Genomic DNA, 23,626 nt, shown 5'->3' with positions numbered 1-23,626 from the left:
TATGAGTTTTCAGAATATATATCAAGGAAAGAAAGTGCTTGTTACCGGCCATACTGGTTTCAAAGGTTCGTGGTTATCCATCTGGTTAAAGGAACTTGGTGCTGATGTGTATGGTTATGCACTGGCACCTTATTCACCTATGGACAATTTTGTTACTACAAATCTTACAAATAAGGTTCATCATCAAGAAGGAGATGTACGAGATGGTGAAAAACTGAAAAGGTATTTCCACGAAGTACAACCAGACTTTGCCTTCCATCTTGCTGCACAGCCTTTAGTTTTATTATCCTATCAAGATCCTGTTGGTACTTTTGATACTAACCTGATGGGAACCATCAATTTTTTTGAAGCGGTAAGAGCTACACCATCTGTTAAAGCTGCTGTAAATGTAACGACTGACAAATGTTACGATAATAGAGAGTGGGTATGGGGATATAGAGAAAACGACCCTATGGGAGGGAAAGACCCATACAGTGCATCGAAGGGATGTTCTGAACTCATTACAAATTCCTATTTAGAGTCCTTTTTTAAAAATGATGGAACCTGTAACATTGCTTCAGGACGAGCTGGTAATGTGATTGGTGGAGGAGATTGGGCAGCCGATCGTATAGTTCCAGACTATTTTAGAGCTGTTAAAGAAAATCAAAAATTAGAAATTAGAAATCCTTATGCTACCCGGCCCTGGCAACATGTTTTAGAGCCACTAAGTGGTTACTTGATCCTTGGCGCAGAGTTGTTCTCAAAAGGAAAAAGCTTTAGTGGTGGATGGAATTTTGGACCTGAAGATACCTCCAACTATTCTGTAAAGGATTTAATTGACGAAACATTACTAATTGAATCTAAAGGCGGCTATATTATACCGGAAGGAACTCCAAAGTTGCATGAGGCGGTTTTACTCAAATTAGACATCTCAAAGGCTGCGAATTACTTAAAGTGGAAGCCTGTATTAAATTTTAAAGAAACAGTTAAATTTACTGTTGATGGATATCTAATTGATATTGCTGAAGGGGAAGACATTTTCGAATCCCGGTTGCAGCAAATTAAACAATATACTAAGAAGGCGCAAGAAAAGGCGATAAACTGGTCTTTATAATGGAAATTATTTCTACAGAATTTGAAAATTTATTTATAATGGACTATGGTTCTTATAAAGACAATAGAGGAGAGTTTGTTAAAACAATCCATAAACAAACTTTTGATCAGGTTGGGCTTGAATCAGTATTCACTGAAAGTTTTTATTCTGTATCTTCTAAAAATGTTATCAGAGGCATGCATTATCAAAATCCTCCAGAAGATCATGCAAAACTTGTTTATGTACTAACTGGTGCAATAATTGACGTGATTCTTGATATCAGAAAGAATTCTAAGACCTATGGGAAGTATTTGTCTGTTGAGCTATCTGAAAATAACAGAAAAGGAATTTACATAGGTAAAGGATTTGCCCATGGATTTCTTGCTCTAGAAGATAATACAACTGTTGAGTATCATACTACAACTTCGCAACACAAAGAGTCTGAAGCGGGAATCAGATATGATTCTTTTGGTTTTGATTGGAATGTTGTTAATCCGGTTATGTCAGATAGAGATTTAGCATTTCAAAAATTTTCAGAAACAACTAGTCTTTTTTAATATGAATATATTTGTAGTAGGAGCATCGGGTTTAGTTGGTTCACATTGTATGCGGGTATTTCATAATAACGATTGGCTGACGCTAGGTACGCACTTGAATTATTCCACATCGGGTACGGTACACTTCGATCCTTTAGTTGACGATTTGCAAGATTTCTTTTCTGCTCAGAATTTTTTTCCTGACGCCATTGTTCACTGTGCAGCCCTTACAAATGTTGATTTCTGTGAACATAACGTTGATGATAGTTACAACGCGACAGTTCTCTCTACAGCTAAAATTGTTGAATTTTGCAAAGCGGCAGATATACCTTTGGCTTATATATCTACTGACTATGTTTTTGATGGAAAACAGGGCCCATATTCAGAGCGCGCATCTGTAAACCCAGTGAACGTTTATGGCAGTCATAAATTGGAAGCAGAAGAACTTGTATCCTTATTAGAAAAAAAACTAATTCTACGTATCACTAATGTATATGGTGAAGAACTTAGGTCTAAAAATTTCATCGCCAGATTAATGGACGACCTGGTTCAGCAACCTGAAAAAGTATTAAATTTACCATATGATCAATTTGCAACACCTATTTATGCTGGCGATATTGCAGAAATGATATTTTTACTGCTAAGAGATCGAAAAAATGGGTTGTACCATTTAGGTTCATCCGACTACTACAGCAGGTATCATTTAGCAGTTAAAGTTAGTTCCTATTTTGAAAAAAATAAGTCTGTAAAACTTAATCCTGTACAGACAATTAATGCGAATCAAGCGGCAGTTAGGCCATTAAATGGAGGTTTGCTAAACCATAAATTTATCAACGAGTACCCAAAGTTCCAACTTACTAACGTAGACTCCTATATTTTAAAAAGTTTAAAAAATGAATTATAAAAATTTTAGCGGTGACTTGCAAGAACAACTTGCTGTTATTGCAGCAAAAAATGCAAAGAGAGAAATTATTCCTGGAACAGACTATATAGCTGTTACAGGAAAGGTGATGAATGAGGACGACTTACTGTTAGGAGTTGATTCTATGCTTGACGGATGGTTAACTGCAGGAAGGTTCGCTACAGAGTTTGAGTCGGAATTTGCAAAGTATTTTGGTGCTTCTAAAGCATTATTAGTTAATTCAGGCTCATCTGCTAATTTAGTAGCCTTTTATACGCTTACCTCTCCTAAGTTGGGTGACCGTGCGATAAAGGCTGGAGATGAAGTTATAACAGTTGCGGCAGGATTTCCTACTACTGTTAATCCAATTGTGCAAGCTGGTGCAATCCCTGTATTTATAGATGTAGATGTTGCTACACATAATGTAAAGGCAGATATGATTGAGGCTGCTGTCTCGCCAAAAACCAAAGCGATCATGATTGCCCACTCCTTGGGGAATCCTTTTGAATTGGATGAAGTGATGAGGGTAGCTAAGAAATACAACTTATGGGTAATTGAAGATGATTGCGATTCGTTAGGCGCGACTTATAAGGGCAAAAAAACTGGAACTTTTGGAGATTTATCTACATTTTCATTCTATCCGGCACACCACATCACCATGGGTGAAGGGGGTGCCGTAGTTGTAAATAATCCCGAATTGGCTAAGATAGCGGAGAGTTTTAGAGATTGGGGAAGGGATTGCTATTGCCTTCCAGGTAAAGATGATACCTGTGGCTGTCGTTTTGGACAACAATTAGGTTCTTTGCCATATGGCTATGACCATAAGTATACGTATTCTCATGTCGGCTTTAACCTGAAAGTGACTGATATGCAAGCAGCCTTAGGCGTTTCACAACTTAAGAAATTGGATGGCTTCATTCAAAAGAGAAGAGAAAATTTTGCTCTTCTTTATTCTCGAATGAAAGAATTTGAAGATATTTTCATTTTACCTGAGCCGACAGCAGATTCTGATCCTTCTTGGTTTGGATTTTTACTCACGCTTAGAGAAGGTGATGCGAACGACAGACACATGTTAGTTCAACATTTAGAGGAACATAAAATTGGAACAAGGTTATTATTTGCAGGAAATTTGCTTAGACAACCTGCTTATGCAAATGTGGAACATCGCGTTGTAGGGGATCTTACTAATACTGATATCATTATGAATCAATCATTTTGGTTAGGTGTTTGGCCAGGGTTGGAAGCTAATCATTATGATTACATTGCAAACGTTATAAGGGAGTACGTAAGCGAATAACGTTGCGTTCAATACTTATATATGATAATAAAGAAAATAAAGATTCTTTCAAATCCTAGCGTAACGGGATGGATATATAATTTAATACAGATCAGTTCTGTTGTATTTATCCTGCCTCTGATTTTAAAGCAATTTTCTGTTGTTGAAGTTTCCTTTTGGTTATTACTTTCAACAATAGCTGGTTTTGCTTTAATAACTGATATGGGCTTCAGCAATACTTTGATAAGATGTGTCAGCTTATTTAGGGCAGGGGTGAAGGAATTACCTGAAGATGTTTCGGGAGAAGAGTTAGCGAATATAGAATCTCCGATTATAAATGTTAGAGGCTTATATACCCTATTAAAAACTATAAAGAAAGTTTATTTATACATTAATACAGGGTGTTTTGTTTTAATAATAATATTTGGTTTTTTCCTTTGCTATAATTTGTTCACAATGTCTAATAATAGCAGTAACTTATTTTTAGCTTTCGGGATTACTTGCATTTATTCAACAATCAATGTCGCTACGTCCATGTGGTCATCTTATGCTCAAGGGCTTGGATTAATTCATAAAACGAATTATATTAAGGTTGTTACTGGAAGTATAAAGTTATTAACATTAATAATATTACTTCTTTTAGGTTCTAAATTATGGTTATTAACTGTAGTTCTATTGTTTGAAGCTTTTGTAAATTATTTTGTCGCAAAGCAAATAGTAAGTAAATTTTTATCATCATTACCGAACGATTTAAATAGCACTATCGAATTCGACAAAGGGATATTCAAAATTTTATGGAAACCTACTTGGCGAATGGCTGGAATTAAATTGGGGGGTTATCTCATAAATCAGGGAAATGCTATAATTGTCGCTCAAATTCCAAATCCAGCTATAATAGCGTCATTCATGTTTACAAAAAGAATGTTAGATTTTTTAGGGGCCATATCCTTAGTACCATTTAGTGTGAACATAAATAATGTTTATTCGAATTTTGTTTCTAAAAATAATCAAGATTTCCGAAGAGAAATTTCGGTTCTGTTATTTTTAGGTGTAGGTATTTTTACTATTGGCTCAATAGGTATTGGCTTATTTGGCAATCCTTTATTGAAATTTGCTCATATTGACTCATATATTTTAACAGGTTCCGCATTTGTAATTCTTGCTTTAACTTCACTATTAGAGATTCACCACTCAATGCATGCTGGCATTTATATGGCTAGTAATAAGGTGCCATTTTTAATTCCTGCTTTAGCTTCTGGTATTTTGATCCTTACTTTAGGCTTTTTATTTGTGTCAGAGATAGGTGTAATTGGTTTAATATTAATTCAATTTTTTGTTCAATTAGCCTTAAATAACTGGTATCCTGTCTACCTTTCATTGCGCTTAACTAAGTGGCCTGTGAGAAAATACATCTATGAGATGCCATTATACGGTTTCGGTGGACTTAAAAATTTCATCAAAAGATAATGGAATCATCTGACTTAACAATTGCGATACCAGTTTATGAACGAGTCGACTATTTTGAAGACGCACTAAGGAGCGCGCTTGATCAAACTATAATGTGTCAGATAATTGTTGTTGACAACAATTCTTCGCATGAAACTTTTAAACTAATTATAGATGAGATCGGCAACGGGCGTGTGAAATACTATAAGAATGAAGAAAATCTTGGAATGATTGGAAACTGGAATAGATGTATTGAATTGTGTCAAACTGAGTATATTACTATCTTACATGACGATGATCTGTTAGCTAGTACTTTCGTTGAGATTGTAATTAGTATTCCACAATCCTGGGATGTTTTATTTACAAGGAGCATTGTAGGTGAAAAGGTACCAAAAAGGTATAAGCAAGCTATCATTCCTTCGAAAAAGTTATCTCCCGTAAGTTTGAATTGCTTCGTATTTGGTAATTTCAACCAAGTTCCAGGAACGATTTTTAAGAAAAAATGTGCAATCGCTGTCGGGTTATTTGAAAATACTTACGGATTCATCTTAGATTTTCATTTCTGGTTGAAGCTTGTTAGCAATTCAAAGGCATATTATTTAAATCGGAAACTTTCTTTTTATAGAATATCTTCTGCACAGGGTACTAATAGCTTATATAAAAATATGATTGCTAATACCTACGCAATAATGGATTTAGTCCCCCTTTATGTAACCAATAACTTCTTAAGGTTTTGGTCATCATTTAGAATATATTCTGATGGGATGGATGTATATGAAAAAGATAGTAGTAGAACAAAAGTCTCTATTGATTTTAGAGATAACGATACCTTTATTAAAGATCACTTCAGATTTAGAAAAATTTATCAAATTGTTCTGTTAAAAAAAACAATTATTTTCATTATAAATAAGTTTGTTAAATTTAACTTAAGATATACTATCCTCAAAAGCCCAACACAATAGAAAATGAAATTAACCGTAACTATTGTATTATTTTGCCCGGATTTGGTTGTTTTAAAGCGGAACATTCTTTCTATAATTGAAGATGTAGACTTTATTGCGTTATTCCTCAATAGCCCTATTCCCGAAAAATGGGTTGAAGAAGTTTTGCCACCTATATTAACAAATAAAATTGTCATTTTAGGAACTGGTGTAAATTTGGGTATTGCTACAGCTTTGAATACTTCAGCAAAATGGGCATTATCTAATGAAAGTGACTATTTATTAAGTCTTGATCAGGATAGTTATTTTAGACCTGGAGAGTTATCAAAGTATAAAGACTTGGTTGAGAATTATAAAAGTAAAATCGGAATAGGAATTTTTGGCCCTAATATAAATAATCGTGGTAGTCTACTATACGATTCAAAAAACGATTATTTACAGGTAGCTGAAACGATTACATCAGGTTGTATATATCCAATAGAAATATTTTCAGAAGGCCATTATTTCGAAGATGCACTATTTATTGATGCCGTAGACTATGAATTTTGTTACAGGCTTGAAGCAAAGTATGGTATTAATACAATAGTTTTTCCTCAGGCATGCCTGCAGCACGAAGTAGGAGAGGCTCTTAAAAGCTTATGGGGATTTAAAACAGATAATTATTCCGCTTTTAGAACATATTTTATCCTAAGGAACCAATTAATAATTTGGAAGAGATATCCTAAACATTTTTCTAGGTCATATAAAATAACCTACATACATAGCCATTTAATAGGGAGAATAATTAAAATTCTTCTTGCTGAAAAAGATAAGTATTCAAAGCTTAAAGCAATAATTGTAGGAATAATCCATGGTTTTCAGGGTAGAACCGGCTTTTACAAGATTAAATAATAGCAATTATCATTAAAATTTGAGACAAAGCATGCACAATAATATCATTTTTACGATTGTAGCAAAGAACTATCTTGCTCTTGCTAAAACCTTAATAGAATCAGTAAAATCAAGTAATCCGTCATGGGAACAAAATACCCAGTTTTATGTTTTTGTAGCTGACGAATTTGAAGAGGGACAGCACTTTGAGATCGACAAATGTGTTCTAATGGAATGCAAAGATTTAGGATTAAAAGACTATTCAAGTTTGTCATATAAATATGACATTACCGAATTCTGTACGGCATTAAAACCTTTTTGTTTAGATTATCTTTTCGGTATTAATCAAAATGCAAAGATCATTTATTTTGATCCGGATATATGTGTGTTTTCCTCATTGGCGCCTATATTTAAATCATTAGATGATAAATTATGTGTATTAACTCCACACTATATTACGCCTGAAGTTAACTATTCAGGTGTTGTGCCGGAAGAAATGATCCTTTGGGTTGGCATATTTAACTTAGGATTTATTGCTGTAAATACTCAGAATCCTAATTATAAAATCTTTATCGAATGGTGGAAAAATCGGCTTTTTGATAAATGTTATGCAGACAAGCAGGACGGGCTACATACGGATCAAAAGTGGATTGATTATATTCCTTCATATTTTCCTAATGATGTACATATATCGCACAATATGGGCTATAATGTCTCTATATGGAATTTACATGAGAGGAAGATTATTACTGATGGTGATCAAAAATTCTATATTAATTCAACTGATCAGAAGACTGGTTACGAGTTAACTTTTTTCCATTTCTCGGGATTCGATATAGATAATAAAAATGTGATTCATAAACACCACCCTGTTCTAAATATATCTAATAGGCCTGATATGATTCCCTTATTAGAACTCTATAGGTCATCACTCATTAGTAACGGAATTAATACTACCATAAAATGGAAATATAGCTATGGGACATATGATAACGGGTACCCTATAACACAATTCCATCGTAGGTTATTTAGACGTATGTTACAGATGCAAATCAAACTTGGAGATCCTTTTTCTATTGCTGAAGGAACAATGTATCGATTACTTGAGACTAATAACCTATTGACAAAAATAAATCAGACTGATAAATTAAAAGCGACAAGTATAACTAAATATTCTGGAAAGATTAAAATAGTTCTTTATATAATGAAGCTTTTAAAGAGCACGATAGGGATAGATAAGTACTCGCTATTACTAAAGTTCTTATTAAAGTATTCACGTACAGAAAATCAAATTTTCTTAATTAATGAGCTTAAGAATCAATATACTTTCTATAATGAAAATCGAATTGATTCTATTAACTTAAAGTAAGAAATTTAATCAAGCTAATGCTTTATATAAAAAACAATATACTTTCTGTAATCATAATTATTGGGATTATACAAGCTATTATTACTAATATTTTAAGTATAGGTATTCCCTTATTGCCGTTATTTAATGTATTTTTTTTACTTTTCTATTACGCAACCTCTTTGTTCGGAGCTCATAAGATCAAGTTTAATGCTGAATTTTATGTGTTATTTCTCAGTTTATCGTTTTTATTCTTAATTGGTGTTGCTAAAAATTCAACCAATATTAAGGAAATAATATTTCACCTAAATGTAATAATAGCGTTAATAGTTGGGAAAACAGTAGCTAAAGATTATGATTTTCAATTCAAAATTCCAGTAAAATTTTTGATTGCTTATCTCATAATTTCTATTGTCATTCATGTTTTTTTCTGGGAATTAGTTGCTGGAAAAATTTACTCGGATGATGGTTACTTAGGACTCAAAACAAATGGCTTCAACAGACTTTATGGCCTACTCTTTAATCCACTAGCGAATGCATATTTTCTATTACTGATGCTCTTTTTTACATATAGTCTTCACCGAAAAGGTTTTTTCCTTTTGAAGGTTTTATTGGTTGCCTGTATTGCTCTGGCAATCACTAGGGGAGCAATCGTGTCTTTAGGTTTATTCCTAGTTTTTTATTTAATCTATGAGCGAAAATGGGTCTATATCGCCTTGATCATTGGAATGATATATCTAGCTTATTTATTAGTTGAGCCTGTGACAATTATAATTGATTCTATTATAAAGATGGAAGACTCACAAGGGTCTGCTCAGGCACATAATGAATCTATGTCAAATGCAATTGATTATATATTAAATACTCCGTTTGGAGGGGGATTTTCGGATAAGTTTGTAGAGAGTTGGATTTTGAATTATGGGTTATTCTACGGTTATGCTGGAATAGCAGTTCTAATTCTTTTTATGGCATACATTGGTATTAACTTATTAAGAAAAGGGAAGATTTACTTTGCAATGCTTTTTGTTTCGTTTTTGCCAGTAACGCTTATAATCCCCTTTCATACGTTTAATTTACCGATAGTTCTTTTTTTTATTTTTACCTATTACCTTTACTATAGAAAAATACCAGTATGAGAGTTGGATTTGATGCGACATTGCTTAGAAATGGCTTTTTCACAGGGATTGAAAAATACATTATTAATTTCTTAAAGACATTAAATAATACCAAAATAGATTTTAAGTTAGTTATTTTTATCCAAAATGGCTTTCCAAAATTACTTAAAAGCGAGTTAACTAGCTTAGATTTTGTACATTTAAATAGCGCAAACAGAATAGTGTTGGATCAAGTTTTGATTCCATTATATGCTAAGAAGTTAAATATTGATTTAATACATTTCCCTGCATTCGCTCCAAGCCCATTTTACCGAAGGAAGGCTGTTGTTACAATTCACGATGCCACATTTTGGAAGTATCCCGATACGGTATCAAAAGGAGGAAAGTACTACTACCGTCCCTTGCTAAGTCATTCTATAGGCAAAATAAATCATTTCATAACCGTTTCTGAAAGTTCAAAATCAGATTTGATAAATTATCTTAAAATACCTCAGAATTCAATTACCGTGACATATGAAGCATTAGATCTTGATTTTCAGGAGCTTAATGGTAGGTGTGTAGGAAATGAAGAAAAATATAGTCATGAAAAATATATTTTAAGTGTAGGTACGTTAGAACCTAGGAAAAACATTCAGACCTTAATAAGCGCTTTTAGTATTCTTAAGAGAAAGTATAATATTGATCACAAATTGATTTTGACAGGAAGAAATGGTTGGAAAGATAAACTCGAAATCCCTCCCGATGTCTTAAATAATATAATTTTCACAGGTTATGTCTCAGATGAAGAGTTGTCAAATTTATATAAATCAGCCTCAGTTTATGTATTTCCCTCTATATATGAAGGTTTCGGATTTCCATTATTGGAAGCAATGTCTTCAGGCACTCCTATTGTCGCATCTTTAACCTCTTCTCTACCGGAGATTGGAGGAGATACATGCGAATATGTAAAAGATTCATATAATCCGGAAGAGTATGCAAAAGTCATTTTTAATGTTTTGAATAATAAACTTAAAAGGGAAAGGATGGTCGCATCTGGGTATAAAAGAGTCAAAGAATTTAGTTGGGCCAATTGCGTTAAAGAAACTATAGATATATATAAGTCATTATGCTAAATAGGATAAATTTTCTCGATTATGATTTCATTTCTGAAGAAAGTAATACATCGGTTGTGGAAGATATATTGTCAAACGTTTCTTTTGATGAATCTAATAAATTGCCCTTCTTAATAACACCAAATGTTGATTACTTAGTTAAATTAAATAGAACAGAAAATTACTGGCTAAAGCAGATACTTATTCAATCAAGATATATCTTACCAGACGGGATGCCGATTGTTTTAGGCTCACGATTTTTTAATAAAAATCTATCTTCCAGACTTACTGGTAGCGATCTATTTCCTTCGCTATGGAAAAAATTAATCTATTTATCAAAAAATATTTTGGTTCTGTCAAGTTCTGCAGAAATATCAGAAAAATTAGAAATGGAATCACCTACAGTTAAATGCATGACGATGCCGTTTTTTTCAACAGATGATAATTCTTTAATTGATAAAATTGTTACGGATTGTGTTGATATTATTATAAGGAAAAAAATTTACATAGTTTTTATTGGGTTAGGTTTTCCAAAACAAGACATTCTTGCATTAAAACTGTATGAGGCTTTAAAAGGAAAGCCCAATCAACCAATGCCTTTATTTTGTATGCTTGGCGCGTCATTTGAATTTTATTTGAATATAAAAAAAAGAGCACCAATCTTCTGGCAAAAGCTTGGTGCTGAATGGTTTTTTAGGTTTGTAAATGAACCGACAAGATTATTTAGAAGGTATTTCATTGATAGTTGGGCTTTTATTCAAATTTTATTCAGAGAATCAAAATAATATTTTTTAATAACAAATTTGTGAAATTTAATACATACACTTTAATCATGGCTGGTGGTGTCGGCTCCCGGTTCTGGCCAAAAAGCCGCAACCACTTCCCAAAACAATTTATTGATATCTTGGGAACAGGGGAATCGCTTCTGCAATTAACCTATCAACGGTTTCTAAAAGTTTGCCCTAATGAAAACATTCTGATTCTTACCAATGCTGGTTATGCCGATTTAGTAAAGGCACAATTGCCAGCTGTATTGGTGGATAATATTTTATTAGAACCCAGCCGGAATAATACTGCACCGTGTATCGCCTATGCTACCTATAAGATTCTACAAAAGAACCCAGAAGCCAATATTGTGGTAGCGCCATCGGATCATTTGATTTTGAAGGAGGATGTATTTATTGAAAAGATTAACCAGGCTTTGGCATTTGCAGAAACGAACGATGCCTTGCTTACGTTGGGGATTAGCCCGACCCGGCCAGATACAGGATATGGGTATATCGAGTATTTGGAGGATAAAGGAGCAAGAACTAAGGAACAAGGAATAAGGAGCAATGATCAAGGAGCAGAGAGCAGGGGGCAAGGATCGGAGACAGAGATTAAAAAAGTGGCTGCTTTTAAAGAAAAACCTGTGTTGGAAAAAGCAGAGGAATATGTAAGCAGTGGCAATTACCTTTGGAACGCGGGGATTTTTATCTGGAAGGCGGCTAACCTTCAAAAAGCTTTTGAAAAGTATGCTCCTGAAATTGATGCCTTGTTTAAATCTGGAAATGACGTGTATAACACACCTGCCGAGGCACAGTTTATTCTAGATCAATACCCCGGTAGTCCGGATATATCCATTGATTATGCGATTTTAGAAAAGGCAGATAATATTTATACTATTCCTGCAGATATTGGTTGGTCTGACCTGGGTACCTGGGCATCTTTACATGCTATTGCAGAAAAAGATGAAAACCAAAATGTATACAATTCGAGACACATTCATTTGAATGATACCCGTAATTGCATGATTAATCTGCCAAATGATAAGGCGGCAGTGATTAGGGGGTTAGAAAATTATATTGTAGTGGATGATGAAAAGGTTTTGATGATTTACCCAAAATCGGAAGAGCAGGAAATTAAAGGGGTATCTAAAGAAATGGTTACCCGATTCGGATCTCAATATTCTTAATACCAGCCAGGGCTTACCAATTGGGGATAAGCCCTTTCTTCTACTGGTTATAGTTGTTCATCTACTTATTGCATAAAGCGCACATTTGCTTCATTCATGCCAATTGAAAAGTGTAACTTTGCTGTGAAATAAATGTGTGCAACTGGTATACATAATCACCACAGTTGATATCAACTTTATATAAGAGGCATTATTTTTGTTAATTTTGCAAAACATTTATTACACTTAGTTGTTAGCGCTCGATAAATTTTATGCAAACACGTTACCTATACATCTTAAAATACATCCTGCCCATAACAGACCTTTTAATGGTTCTGGCAGTTTACTTTTTCTCTTATCAGTTTACTAGTTATTTAGGCAAAAGTGTTGATGCAGAATTGCAGTGGCATTATGTGGTGGTTTGTAGCTTATTGTGGATCGTTTCCACCACTTCATTCGGCTTGTATACGGAATATGGCTCCAGGAGAATTGAACGCATTTACAGGGGAACCTGGCGGAGTGTACTATTACATGCGATTTTGTTTTCTGTTTATTTGTTTTTTTCTAAGCAGAACGATTTCTCCAGATCATTTTTAGTCGTGTTTTATGGTGCGTTAGGGGTGCTTTTCCTGCTAAACCGCTTTATTGGTACTTCTTTTCAGTTTTTATTGTTTAACCATTTGCGCGGTGTAAAATCTGTTGCCATTATGGGCAATAATGCTACCGGTACGCAACTGGCAAGTTATTTTGAAAAACAAAAATATATCGAATTTCATGGCTTTATCCCGGATGTGCCAGATCATTACCTGGAGCGCGACGGGCGGTTAAGCAGTGCCGTAGGGAAACAGTTTGAACTAGCGGTTGAAAAAGGCATTAAGGATATTTATGTTACCATTGCGCCAGAACGCATGAGTGATATGTTGATTTTAACTGAAGAAGCAGAGCGCCAGTGTGTGCGCCTGAAGTTTATTCCGGATATTAGCGGGGCATTATTGTCGCCTTATACCGTGAGTTACCTGGGGAATGAATTTCCGGTGATTTCTCTCCGTACAGAGCCGCTGGAAAAAATCCATAACCGCTTTAAAAAACGCCTGATTGACGTCGTGTTTAGCGGATTGATTATCTTATTTGTATTAAGCTGGTTGTATCCAATTATTGCCTTGCTTATTAAGTTACAGAGTAAAGGCCCTGTATTGTTTAAGCAATTGAGAAGTGGCCGTGATGATGAACCCTTTTATTGTTTTAAATTTCGCAGTATGCGGATGAATGCGGATAGCGATAAGAGACAAGCGAGTAAAAATGATGACCGCATTACCCCGATTGGGAAGTTCTTGAGGAAATCTAGCTTAGATGAATTACCACAGTTTTTTAACGTATTTATGGGGCATATGAGTGTAGTTGGCCCAAGGCCGCATATGCTAAGTCACACGGAACAATACAAAGGGATTGTAGATCAATTTATGGTTCGCCACTTTTTAAAACCAGGGATTACGGGTTGGGCGCAGGTGAATGGTTATCGTGGAGAAACTAAAGAAGATTATAAAATGGTTAAGCGTGTAGAGCATGATATCTGGTACCTGGAAAATTGGACCGCCGCATTAGATGTTAGAATCATTTTTATGACTGCTATTAATATGGCTAAGGGTGAAGAGAATGCTTTTTAAGGCGTAATATTCCATTTCACAATAAGCTCGGTCTGTTTCAGTCCGAGCTTTCTTTTTTTATTCATAAAGATTTTTTTCCGCTCTATGCCGCGGGGGCATGGTACTTTGACGCGCCAAAGTACCCAAAGCGCTTCGTCAATCCGGCTATGGGCCTTTTACACTATCCACTACAGATCAAAAAAACAGCGGCACTGCGTTTTGTGTTCCATTCCTCTATAATTTGAACTATTCTTCAGAACACAAAACCACTGCGTTTAAGGTTTGTTAGTGCTATTTGTTCTCTTGTACAACTGTTTTTTTGATTTCTCCGGCCCCTGGGATTGACGGCGTTCTTCGGTAAAGCTTGTGCTTTTATTAAAGTTGGTTTAGCATAGTGCATAGGAATCATGCCAAGAGATTGACATTATTTTTGGCAAGGCTTGGGCTTTTATTAAAGTTGGTTAGCGAAACGCCAAAAAAAACACATCTAAGAAATGTATCTAAAGGGTGGAAAGGTAATAACAGATTTGTGTAAATGTGATTGTCAAAATAGGCTATTCCTTTAGAAGGATCTTCTATCCGCTCTATGCCGCGGGGGCATGGTACTTTGACGCGCCAAAGTACCCAAAGCGCTTCGTCAATCCAGCTATGGGCCTTTTGCACTATCCACTACACATCAAAAAAACAGCGGCACTGCGTTTTGTGTTCCATTCTTCTATAATTTGAACTATTCTTAAGAACACAAAACCACTGCGTTTAAGGTTTGTTAGTGCTATTTTTTCTCTTGTACAACTGTTTTTTTGATTTCTCCGGCCCCTGGGATTGACGGCGTTCTTCGGTAAAGCTTGTGCTTTTATTAAAGTTGGTTTAGCATAGCGCATAGAACTTCCTATAGGAGGTGATAAAAGGTTGGGTAAGGTGTACTTGTGGAATTCAGGTTGTCTTTTGGAAGGATCTTTTATCCGCTCTATGCCGCGGTGGCATGGTACTTTGGAGCGCCAAAGTACCCAAAGCGCTTCGTCAATCCAGCTATGGGCCTTTTGCGCTATCCCACGCGCATCAAAAAAACAGCGGCACTGCGTTTTGTGTTCCATTCTTCTATAACTTAAATTATTATTAAGAACACAAAACCACTGCGTTTAAGGTTTGTTAGTGCTATTTGTTCTACTGTACAACTGTTTTTTTGATTTCTCCCTCCCCTGGGATTGACGGCGTTCTTCGGTAAGGCTTGTGCTTTTATTAAAGTTGGTTTAGTATAGTGCATAGGAATCATGCCAAGAGATTGACATTGTTTTTGGCAAGGCTTGTGCTTTTATTAAAGTTGGTTTAGTATAGTGCATAGGAATCATGCCAAGAGATTGACATCGTTTTTGATAAGGCTTGTGCTTTTATTGAAAATGGTTTAGCATGATGTATAAGAAACTACACTTAAAAGATGTATGCTAAGCGATAGTCCGAAAGGAGGGAAACAGCGATTGTGATTCTTTCCGAGGCCATCGGAGGGGATATCAAACTGAGATTTAAAAGGCAGTAAATAATAAAACAATCGAACTTATAAAAGACCTGAATTTAATAAACGAAGGTCAACTTGCTAAGTTTTGGTGGCTTTTGTTGGGGGAAATACGTCGGAAGTTTGTGGCATTATCATCAAAACTGACGAAATTCTTCAGCGCGCAGGCCTTGGGAATTTCGTCAGTTGATAAAATATAATTTTTAGATAGCCTCTTCAGCTGTGAAGATTTTCAATACTAAAATGGAGTTAGGATTTAATCTTAATTTATCCCACCATGGTATTAGTCGTTCTTTTTACGCCTACTTTCCTTACGGCCTGAACAATGGCGTCTTTATCATAACCACATTCTGCCCATAACTCTGGTTGTTCGCCATGATCGATGAACTGATCGGGGATTCCTAAGCGGATTACATTTGCATTGTACTGGTGATCTGCCATAAATTCCAAAATGGCAGAACCTACGCCGCCTGGCAATGACCCATCTTCTACCGTGATGATATGTTTATATTTAGAAAAAACCTCGTGAAGCATTTGCTCATCTAAAGGTTTTACAAAGCGTAAATCGTAATGTGCCGGATAAAGGCCCTCACTGTTTAATTCTGAACGGGCTTCAACAGCGAAATTGCCCACATGGCCAATGGTTAACAAGGCTACTTCTTCGCCATCACAAATTTTCCGGCCTTTGCCAATTTCTAATGCTTTGAAAGGTCTTTTCCAATCGGGCATTACGCCATTTCCACGTGGGTAACGAATAACGAAAGGGCCTGCATTTTCTTGTTGTGCAGTAAACATGAGGTTGCGTAGTTCTTCTTCATTCATTGGAGAAGAAATAACGAGATTCGGGATGCAACGCATATAGGCAATATCATAAGCGCCATGGTGGGTTGCTCCATCTGCGCCTGCCAAACCAGCTCTATCTAAACAGAAAACAACATTAAGCTTCTGGATAGCCACATCGTGGATTACCTGATCATATGCCCGCTGCATAAAACTCGAATAGATATTACAGAAAGGAACCAACCCTTGTGTAGCCAAGCCTGCAGAAAATGTAACTGCATGCTGTTCTGCAATGCCCACATCGAAAGCGCGGGTTGGCATGGCCTTCATCATAATGTTTAATGAAGATCCTGATGGCATGGCCGGGGTGATGCCCACAATCTTATCATTCGCGACAGCTAATTCTACCATGGTATGCCCAAACACATCCTGGTATTTTGGTGGCTGTGGTTTATCCGGAATACTTTTCTTAATTTCTCCGGTAATTTTATCGAAGAGACCCGGCGCATGCCAGATGGTCTGATCTTTTTCTGCCAGGGCAAAGCCTTTGCCTTTTACGGTAATGCAATGCAGTAATTTTGGGCCTGGAATAGCGGATAAATCTTTTATGGTTTGCGCTAAACGGGTTACATCATGTCCATCTACCGGACCAAAATACCGGAAGTTAAGTGCTTCAAATAAATTACTTTGTTTAAGCAGCGTTCCTTTAATGCTTTTCTCAATTTTCTTTACATACTTATGTGCGTTGGGGCCTAATTTAGACAGGCCTGCCAGTACACTAGAAATGTCATCACGAAAGCGGTTATACGACTTCGAAATGGTAATGCTGGTTAGATATTCTTTTAAAGCGCCAACATTAGGGTCGATAGACATGCAGTTATCATTTAAGATGACCAACACGTTACTGTTCTCTATTCCGGCATGGTTTAAACCTTCAAATGCCAGGCCTGCCGTCATTGCGCCATCGCCAATTACAGCCACATGTTGCCTGTTGGTTTCGCCTTTTAATTGCGAAGCTACAGCCATGCCAAGTGCAGCAGAAATAGAAGTTGAGGAATGGCCTACGCCAAAGGTATCGTATTCACTTTCTGCAATTTTTGGGAAGCCGCTAATGCCCTTATAGATCCGGTTGGTATGAAACAATTCTCTGCGGCCGGTGAGGATTTTATGTCCGTAAGCCTGGTGTCCAACATCCCAAACGAGCTTATCGTAAGGGGTATTTAATGCATAATGCAAAGCAACTGTTAATTCAACAACACCTAAACTGGAGCCAAAGTGACCGCCGTTTACACTTACTACGTCTATAATATACTGACGTAACTCCTGGCTTATTTGTTCTAAGTCAGACTCGCTATACTGCTTTAAATCAGCAGGATAGTTAATTTTAGATAATAGGGGGCCAGCTTTAACTTGCATTCAAATTTTTAGGTAAAAACAAGATACAAAGTAAGGTAATTTTGTTCTAATATTCATGTAAAAAAACAATCAATCCGCTGAATGTCAGTTCAGCTTGCTGGTTTAAACCTTTCTGGAATATCTAAACCTTTAGTATAAAATTCGTTATGTTTGTTTTTACAAATGCAATCAGAGATTTTTGAGATCAAACTTCCGGTGTTCGAAGGTCCATTCGATCTTTTGTTATTTTTCATCGAACGTGATGAATTAAACATTCAGGATGTGGAAATTGCAAAAATTACCAACGATTTCCTGGCTTATATTCACCAGTTGCTTTCCGTTAACGTAGAGGTTGCGAGTGAGTTTATATTGGTTGCCGCTACATTAATGCGCATTAAATCAAAAATGCTGCTTCCCAGAATTGAAGTTGATGAATCTGGTCTTGAAATAAATCCTGAACAAGACCTGATTGCCCGCCTGATTGCTTATAAACAGTTTAAGTCTGCCGCGGAGGAAATGAAGGTTTTTGAAGAAGCCCGGATGAAACAGGAGCGTAGGGGAAATATAGAATATGACCTTAGCCAAGCGGCAGAAAGTTCTACTCACCAGGATGAATTGTTATCGCTCGATCTTTATAAACTGTTAATGGTTTACCAACGAACGATGCAGAAATATGAGTTGCGAAGCGAAGAGGTTAAACATACCGTGGTACAATATCCTTATACCATTGAGCAGCAAAAACATTTTATTGCCAATTTATTAAATATAAACAAGGAAATTAATTTTGTGCTGGTATTGAAAAACTCTGATAATAAGGTTCATTTCGTTTATAATTTCCTGGCGATTCTTGAAATGCTGCAGCAACAGGTTGTAGAAATTACGATTGGGAGTGGTTATAATAATTTTAGTATCAGGTAGGTGTAGGGGAGTAGGGGGTGTTGGGTAGCAGGTAGTGAGTATCAAGTATCAGGTAGCAAGTAGTGAGTATCGAGTATCAGGTAGCGAGTATTGAGTATCAGGTATTGGGTAGCAAGTATTTAGTATCAAGTATTGAGTATCAGGTATTGAGTATCAGGATGGGGTGCTGAGCAGGGTGATTTTTGAAGATTGTCCCAGTTTTCATTTTGGCTTAAGTGTGCAGTATTAATGATTAAACAGATAGGCTTCACTACAAACACTGTGTTTAAACTTTCCTTCGTTTATATTACCGATAAGAAATAAGCTTTATTATAGCACACTTGCTTTTTATCACTAAACATTTATCCTTTAATTGACGCATATTCATCTGTATGTTAAGGATTAATTTTCTTACTTTTGCCAAAAAAACACAAACCTATATAGGATGATACGTGATACCAAAATCTTTGAACTTATTGATAAGGAATTAAACCGCCAGGAACATGGTTTAGAACTTATTGCATCAGAAAACTTCGTAAGCAAGCAAGTGATGGAAGCTGCTGGTTCAGTTTTAACTAACAAATATGCTGAAGGCTTACCAGGAAAACGCTATTATGGCGGTTGTCAGGTGGTTGATGTGGTGGAGCAAATTGCCATCGATAGGGCAAAAGAATTATTTGGTGCAGCATGGGTTAATGTTCAGCCGCATTCGGGTGCACAGGCAAACGCAGCGGTAATGCTTGCCGTTTTACAGGCCGGAGATAAAATTTTAGGATTCGACCTTTCTCATGGTGGTCATTTAACCCACGGTTCGCCCGTAAATTTCTCTGGTAAACTTTATCAGCCATTATTTTATGGTGTAGAAAAAGAGACCGGATTAATTGATTATAAAAAACTGGAAGAAGTTGCTTTGGCAGAAAAGCCAAAATTAATCATCTGTGGTGCTTCCGCTTACTCACGCGAGTGGGATTATGCTTTTATTCGTTCTGTAGCGGATCAAATTGGCGCTTTGGTTTTGGCTGATATTTCTCACCCTGCAGGGTTAATTGCAAAAGGTTTATTGGCAAACCCGCTTCCGCATTGCCACATTGTAACCACTACCACCCACAAAACTTTACGTGGTCCACGTGGTGGAATGATTATGATGGGTAAGGATTTCGAAAACCCATGGGGCTTGAAAACCCCGAAAGGCGAAACGCGCATGATGAGCAATTTGCTGGATATGGCTGTTTTTCCGGGTACGCAAGGTGGGCCATTAGAGCACATTATTGCCGCTAAAGCAATTGCTTTCGGCGAAGCCTTAACGGAAGAGTATGGTACCTATATTAAACAAGTAGCGGCAAATGCGCAGGCAATGGCAAAGGCTTTTGTGGCTAAGGGTTATGGCATTATTTCTGGAGGTACTGATAATCACCTCATGTTAATCGACTTAAGAAATAAAAACATCACAGGAAAAGTTGCAGAGCATGCTTTGGAAAAAGCTGAAATTACGGTGAATAAAAACATGGTTCCTTTTGATGATAAATCTCCATTTGTTACCTCCGGAATTCGTGTAGGTACAGCGGCGATTACTACTCGTGGTTTAAAAGAAACCGAAATGGAAAAGATTGTTGATTTAATCGATCAGGTTTTAACTAACCCGGAGGATGAAGCTAATCTAAATGCCGTAAAAGAAGAAGTGATCAAATTGGTAAGTGCCTTTCCATTGTATAAGTAATTACCGAATACCTTTAAATATAAAAAATACGGAGCTTTGCATTAATTTGTAAAGCTCTTTTTTTTTAAAACAAAATTCTGAATGGTTAGATAATTATTGAATGACAGAATTAGTGGGGGGATTGAATTAGAGAATGATTGAATTAAAGAATGATTGAATTAGAGAAGGAAGAAATTAGAGAATGAAGAAATTAGAACATGATCGAATTTTGAACGAATAATGATCCGATTTAATTTATACTGGGTTTATAAAGTAAAGGGCCGATATCTTAAAAAAGAATATCGACCCTTACCATCTAAATTAACGCTCTCGATATAAGAACACGATGAGCGGTTAATAGTTTTCAGAAAGTTAAGAAAATGTTAATTTCTTTCGTAACAGCCTAATGCAGAGGGGAAAGTTCTCTTTTGATCTTTCAGGTCTTTTTGTAGATAGTTGCTGAAGTTTGTATCGGTAGTTAAGTTTATTCCTTTTTTTAGGGCAATACTATTGTCTGCCAACTCAAAATTTTCTGATTCTTTAGCTATAAAGCCCGGATCTACGTTGAGGATGTTATGATTTAGGGTAAAGGCATTTCCTGCTGACCTGATCAAATTATTCCAAACACTTATTTGTGAGGGCGCATTGGTTTTCTGTTGGATTTCCAATTCGCTATTCAGGCTCCCCCAAATAATATTGTTCGTGAGATTCAAATTAAGGGAATTGTAATTTCCAGCTGATAAATAATCAGAGAAGGTTAAGGCTGCGGTTTTTCTTGGGAAATTATAGTTATATCCTGCAAAGGTATTTTGTTTTAAGTTATAGTTTCCGCCGCCAACGGCATAGATAAGATAATTTCCGCAATTGTAAATTAAGTTATTAAAGGCAAATAATTCTGAGTGATGACCAATATAGGCCGCTACCTGCATATTTTTAATAATGGTATTGCTGAGTAGTAGCTTGGGTTTGCTGTTAAGCGATAAGGAATCGGAAGTAATGCCTACAGATGCATTTTTAATAATCGCATTTTGAATTGCAGCATTCCCATTTTTAGCCAGGTATAAACCCTTCCACTGACCAGGTTCATTGGTGTATGAGTTTTCCAACCTATCGCTACAAAGCATTACGGGCTGATGGAGTGAGCCTTTGATTGTTAAGTTTCCTTCAACATTCAGTTTAGCATCTTTATGGAAGTAAACTTTCGTGCCAGGGAGAATATTTAGAGATGAACCATTTTTCACCGTCAATGTACCATTTATAATATAGGGGAGATCACTATTCCAGGTGGTATTTTGAGTAATCGTTTGATTAATCATAAACAGGGCATTTTGTCCGTAGGCTGATAATTGAATAACCTGCCTGTTGCCATTAGTATTTAAGATGATCGAATCCTGAACGAGAAAGGGAAGGCTCTTCAGATTTGGGTTAATGGTTACTTTAACAAAGATATTAAGGGAGTCTTTACCTCCAATCGGAATGTTAGTGGCATTATTTGTATTGATGCCGTTGATATTAATAGTATAGGGTGAATCGCTAGCGCCAGCTAGTTTAATTTCTGAAATAGTTAAGGCGTGGCGGTGATCATTTTTGATTTTTATGCGTTTTGTGATCGAGCCCTGGGTTGTAAAAATGGTATCAAATAAGACGCTGTTTTTGTCAAAAACCAGTTTAACAGTAGGATCTGCTGTTACTTGTTCGTGCTTACTGCAAGCGGAAATGATTAAACATAGCAGGAAACCCCATTTGATACTTAGGCGCATGATGTAAATATGAGAAAATTATTCTGCGAAAGCGACAGCCGCAATACTAACTTTTTGGGCGCCGTGAGCTAATAAAACGTTGGTGCAAGATTCTAAGGTAGCGCCAGTGGTAATCACATCATCCACTAATAAGATATGTTTGCCTACCATTTGATCATTATTTGCGATATTGAAAACAGCCTTCATATTTTCATACCTGCTAAATCGCGTTTTTTTTGTCTGGCTTTCTGTAGAAACCGAGCGCATTAAAATATCTTCATCAGATGGAAGACTCATTTGCGCTGCGATACCAGCTGCAATAAAGCTACTTTGATTATAACCCCTCGATCGCAATTTCCGTTTGTGCAAGGGTACAGGGATGATAATATCGATGTCTGCATATTGTGGGCTTGCGCTTAATCGCTCTCCGATCATTGTTCCCAATAGGATGCCTACATCTGTTCTCCCATTATATTTTAAACTATGGATGAGTTTTTGAGCCTTTGCGCCTTTTCTAAAATAGAGCATAGCCATAGCAGCATTTAATGGCACTCTTCCCCATAGCTGTTTAACTACCCTATTCTCTTGGTATAGATGATAATCTGTAAAAGGAAGATCAAATAAACATTTCGTGCAAATGAGATTTTCGCTATGGAATAAACTCGTTCCGCAGGCATTACAAAGGTTTGGAAATAACAGGCCTAATAAATCATTTCCCCAACGAGATATCTTTAGCATTTAACTAAGCTAATGAATATAGCTTTAAGTTGTGTGAGGTTGGTAGTTTTTTAATTGTTTTTCGTTCTGATAGATATTTTAAAACTAACCGGAAAAACTCATGGGGATTTATTGGTGCAAAGGGAAGGATTACTGAATCTTTTTGGATGCGATAAGTTGATTCATTACGATTGGCTAAACCATCCTATATAAAAGTAAGTCATGATTATTGCTGTTTTTCTTCCGAGGGGATGGGCGACATGATAAGCGACCAGGTTCCTCGCCGTCCTTACTAACCCCTCTGCTAAACTACTAACCCACTAACCTTCTGGCCAGAATAACTTTATTAAACACGCTTCTTTTGAAAAAGTTTTAATCAGGCTATTTTTTTTTGGTCATGATTTACAGTCTTTTACAAATATCCCCTCACTTTTTCTTCAAAGCGATTTGCAGATTACTATTGTTTTGTTACCTTTGCATCCCGCTTCGGAAGGAATGGGCCGCTGGTTGAGAGATCAGCAAATTGAAAAGCAGGAGAGAAAAAGAACGATGAAAAAATAAAATTTATTTTATTTGGAAGTTGGGAAAAGATTTCTACCTTTGCACTCCCAACCGAAAGGAAGGGGAAAAAAAGATCAGGTGGCGGATGTCATTACGATTATAAAAACAAGATTGAAACAGACGAAAAACAAGCTAAGACGAATACGACTTAAGCGAACT

General features: G+C 36.2%; 19 protein-coding genes. 15 read left to right on the top strand and 4 right to left on the bottom strand.

Annotated elements, in window-relative coordinates:
* Window position 1 precedes the first annotated feature (1 nt).
* From rfbG to SOM16_RS19620, 13 genes are all read left to right on the top strand, one after another.
* Window positions 2-1,093 carry a CDP-glucose 4,6-dehydratase gene (gene rfbG, locus SOM16_RS19680; protein WP_320465709.1) on the top strand — a complete coding sequence of 364 codons (1,092 nt, stop codon included), beginning with the start codon at window positions 2-4 and terminating at the stop codon, window positions 1,091-1,093.
* Window positions 1,093-1,629 carry a dTDP-4-dehydrorhamnose 3,5-epimerase gene (gene rfbC, locus SOM16_RS19675; protein ID WP_320465708.1) on the top strand — a complete coding sequence of 179 codons (537 nt, stop codon included), beginning with the start codon at window positions 1,093-1,095 and terminating at the stop codon, window positions 1,627-1,629. Before rfbG ends, rfbC begins: the two co-directional genes overlap by 1 nt.
* Window position 1,630: 1 nt before the next feature.
* Entirely contained in the window at window positions 1,631-2,512 is an 882-nt protein-coding gene (locus SOM16_RS19670) for an SDR family oxidoreductase (protein WP_320465707.1), read from the top strand.
* Window positions 2,502-3,806 carry a lipopolysaccharide biosynthesis protein RfbH gene (gene rfbH / locus SOM16_RS19665; protein WP_320465706.1) on the top strand — a complete coding sequence of 435 codons (1,305 nt, stop codon included), beginning with the start codon at window positions 2,502-2,504 and terminating at the stop codon, window positions 3,804-3,806. The genes SOM16_RS19670 and rfbH overlap by 11 nt, the downstream gene beginning before the upstream one ends.
* Window positions 3,807-3,827: 21 nt before the next feature.
* Window positions 3,828-5,252, top strand: a complete 1,425-nt coding sequence (locus SOM16_RS19660) for a hypothetical protein (RefSeq protein WP_320465705.1) — start codon at window positions 3,828-3,830, stop codon at window positions 5,250-5,252.
* Entirely contained in the window at window positions 5,252-6,193 is a 942-nt protein-coding gene (locus tag SOM16_RS19655) for a glycosyltransferase family 2 protein (protein WP_320465704.1), read from the top strand. The genes SOM16_RS19660 and SOM16_RS19655 overlap by 1 nt, the downstream gene beginning before the upstream one ends.
* Before the next feature lie 3 nt (window positions 6,194-6,196).
* The gene (locus SOM16_RS19650) at window positions 6,197-7,063 is read left to right on the top strand and encodes a hypothetical protein (RefSeq protein WP_320465703.1); all 867 of its coding nucleotides are present in this window, start codon (window positions 6,197-6,199) and stop codon (window positions 7,061-7,063) included.
* Window positions 7,064-7,094: 31 nt separating this feature from the next.
* On the top strand, window positions 7,095-8,411 hold the full coding sequence (locus SOM16_RS19645; protein WP_320465702.1) for a glycosyltransferase: 1,317 nt from the start codon (window positions 7,095-7,097) through the stop codon (window positions 8,409-8,411).
* Window positions 8,412-8,428: 17 nt separating this feature from the next.
* A complete protein-coding gene (locus SOM16_RS19640) occupies window positions 8,429-9,526 on the top strand; it encodes a hypothetical protein (protein WP_320465701.1) in 1,098 nt (365 codons plus the stop codon).
* A complete protein-coding gene (locus SOM16_RS19635) occupies window positions 9,523-10,617 on the top strand; it encodes a glycosyltransferase family 1 protein (RefSeq protein ID WP_320465700.1) in 1,095 nt (364 codons plus the stop codon). Before SOM16_RS19640 ends, SOM16_RS19635 begins: the two co-directional genes overlap by 4 nt.
* On the top strand, window positions 10,611-11,381 hold the full coding sequence (locus SOM16_RS19630) for a WecB/TagA/CpsF family glycosyltransferase (RefSeq protein ID WP_320465699.1): 771 nt from the start codon (window positions 10,611-10,613) through the stop codon (window positions 11,379-11,381). The genes SOM16_RS19635 and SOM16_RS19630 overlap by 7 nt, the downstream gene beginning before the upstream one ends.
* 20 nt (window positions 11,382-11,401) lie before the next feature.
* On the top strand, window positions 11,402-12,550 hold the full coding sequence (locus SOM16_RS19625; RefSeq protein WP_320465698.1) for a mannose-1-phosphate guanylyltransferase: 1,149 nt from the start codon (window positions 11,402-11,404) through the stop codon (window positions 12,548-12,550).
* Between the two features lie 251 nt (window positions 12,551-12,801).
* Window positions 12,802-14,193: an undecaprenyl-phosphate glucose phosphotransferase gene (locus SOM16_RS19620; protein WP_320465697.1), complete on the top strand. Its 1,392-nt coding sequence runs from the start codon at window positions 12,802-12,804 to the stop codon at window positions 14,191-14,193.
* A gap of 641 nt (window positions 14,194-14,834) precedes the next feature.
* On the opposite strand, the gene SOM16_RS19615 is transcribed toward SOM16_RS19620, so the two are convergent.
* Window positions 14,835-15,266 (bottom strand): hypothetical protein, encoded by a 432-nt coding sequence (locus tag SOM16_RS19615; RefSeq protein WP_320465696.1) that lies wholly within the window; start codon window positions 15,264-15,266, stop codon window positions 14,835-14,837.
* Window positions 15,267-15,949: 683 nt separating this feature from the next.
* Complete coding sequence (dxs, locus tag SOM16_RS19610) at window positions 15,950-17,878, bottom strand: 1-deoxy-D-xylulose-5-phosphate synthase (protein ID WP_320465695.1); 1,929 nt, start codon at window positions 17,876-17,878, stop codon at window positions 15,950-15,952.
* Between the two features lie 162 nt (window positions 17,879-18,040).
* Between dxs and SOM16_RS19605 the strand changes: the two genes are divergently transcribed.
* Window positions 18,041-18,775, top strand: a complete 735-nt coding sequence (locus SOM16_RS19605; protein WP_320465694.1) for a segregation and condensation protein A — start codon at window positions 18,041-18,043, stop codon at window positions 18,773-18,775.
* Between the two features lie 424 nt (window positions 18,776-19,199).
* Window positions 19,200-20,471, top strand: a complete 1,272-nt coding sequence (glyA, locus tag SOM16_RS19600; protein WP_320465693.1) for a serine hydroxymethyltransferase — start codon at window positions 19,200-19,202, stop codon at window positions 20,469-20,471.
* Window positions 20,472-20,833: 362 nt separating this feature from the next.
* On the opposite strand, the gene SOM16_RS19595 is transcribed toward glyA, so the two are convergent.
* Entirely contained in the window at window positions 20,834-22,210 is a 1,377-nt protein-coding gene (locus SOM16_RS19595) for a hypothetical protein (protein WP_320465692.1), read from the bottom strand.
* An 18-nt stretch (window positions 22,211-22,228) separates the two neighbouring features.
* The gene (locus SOM16_RS19590; RefSeq protein ID WP_320465691.1) at window positions 22,229-22,927 is read right to left on the bottom strand and encodes a ComF family protein; all 699 of its coding nucleotides are present in this window, start codon (window positions 22,925-22,927) and stop codon (window positions 22,229-22,231) included.
* Window positions 22,928-23,626: the final 699 nt, after the last annotated feature.

The sequence above is a fragment of the Pedobacter sp. CFBP9032 genome, from assembly GCF_034045265.1.
GTDB lineage: Bacteria > Bacteroidota > Bacteroidia > Sphingobacteriales > Sphingobacteriaceae > Pedobacter.
This window is presented reverse-complemented; position numbering and strand designations above follow the sequence as displayed.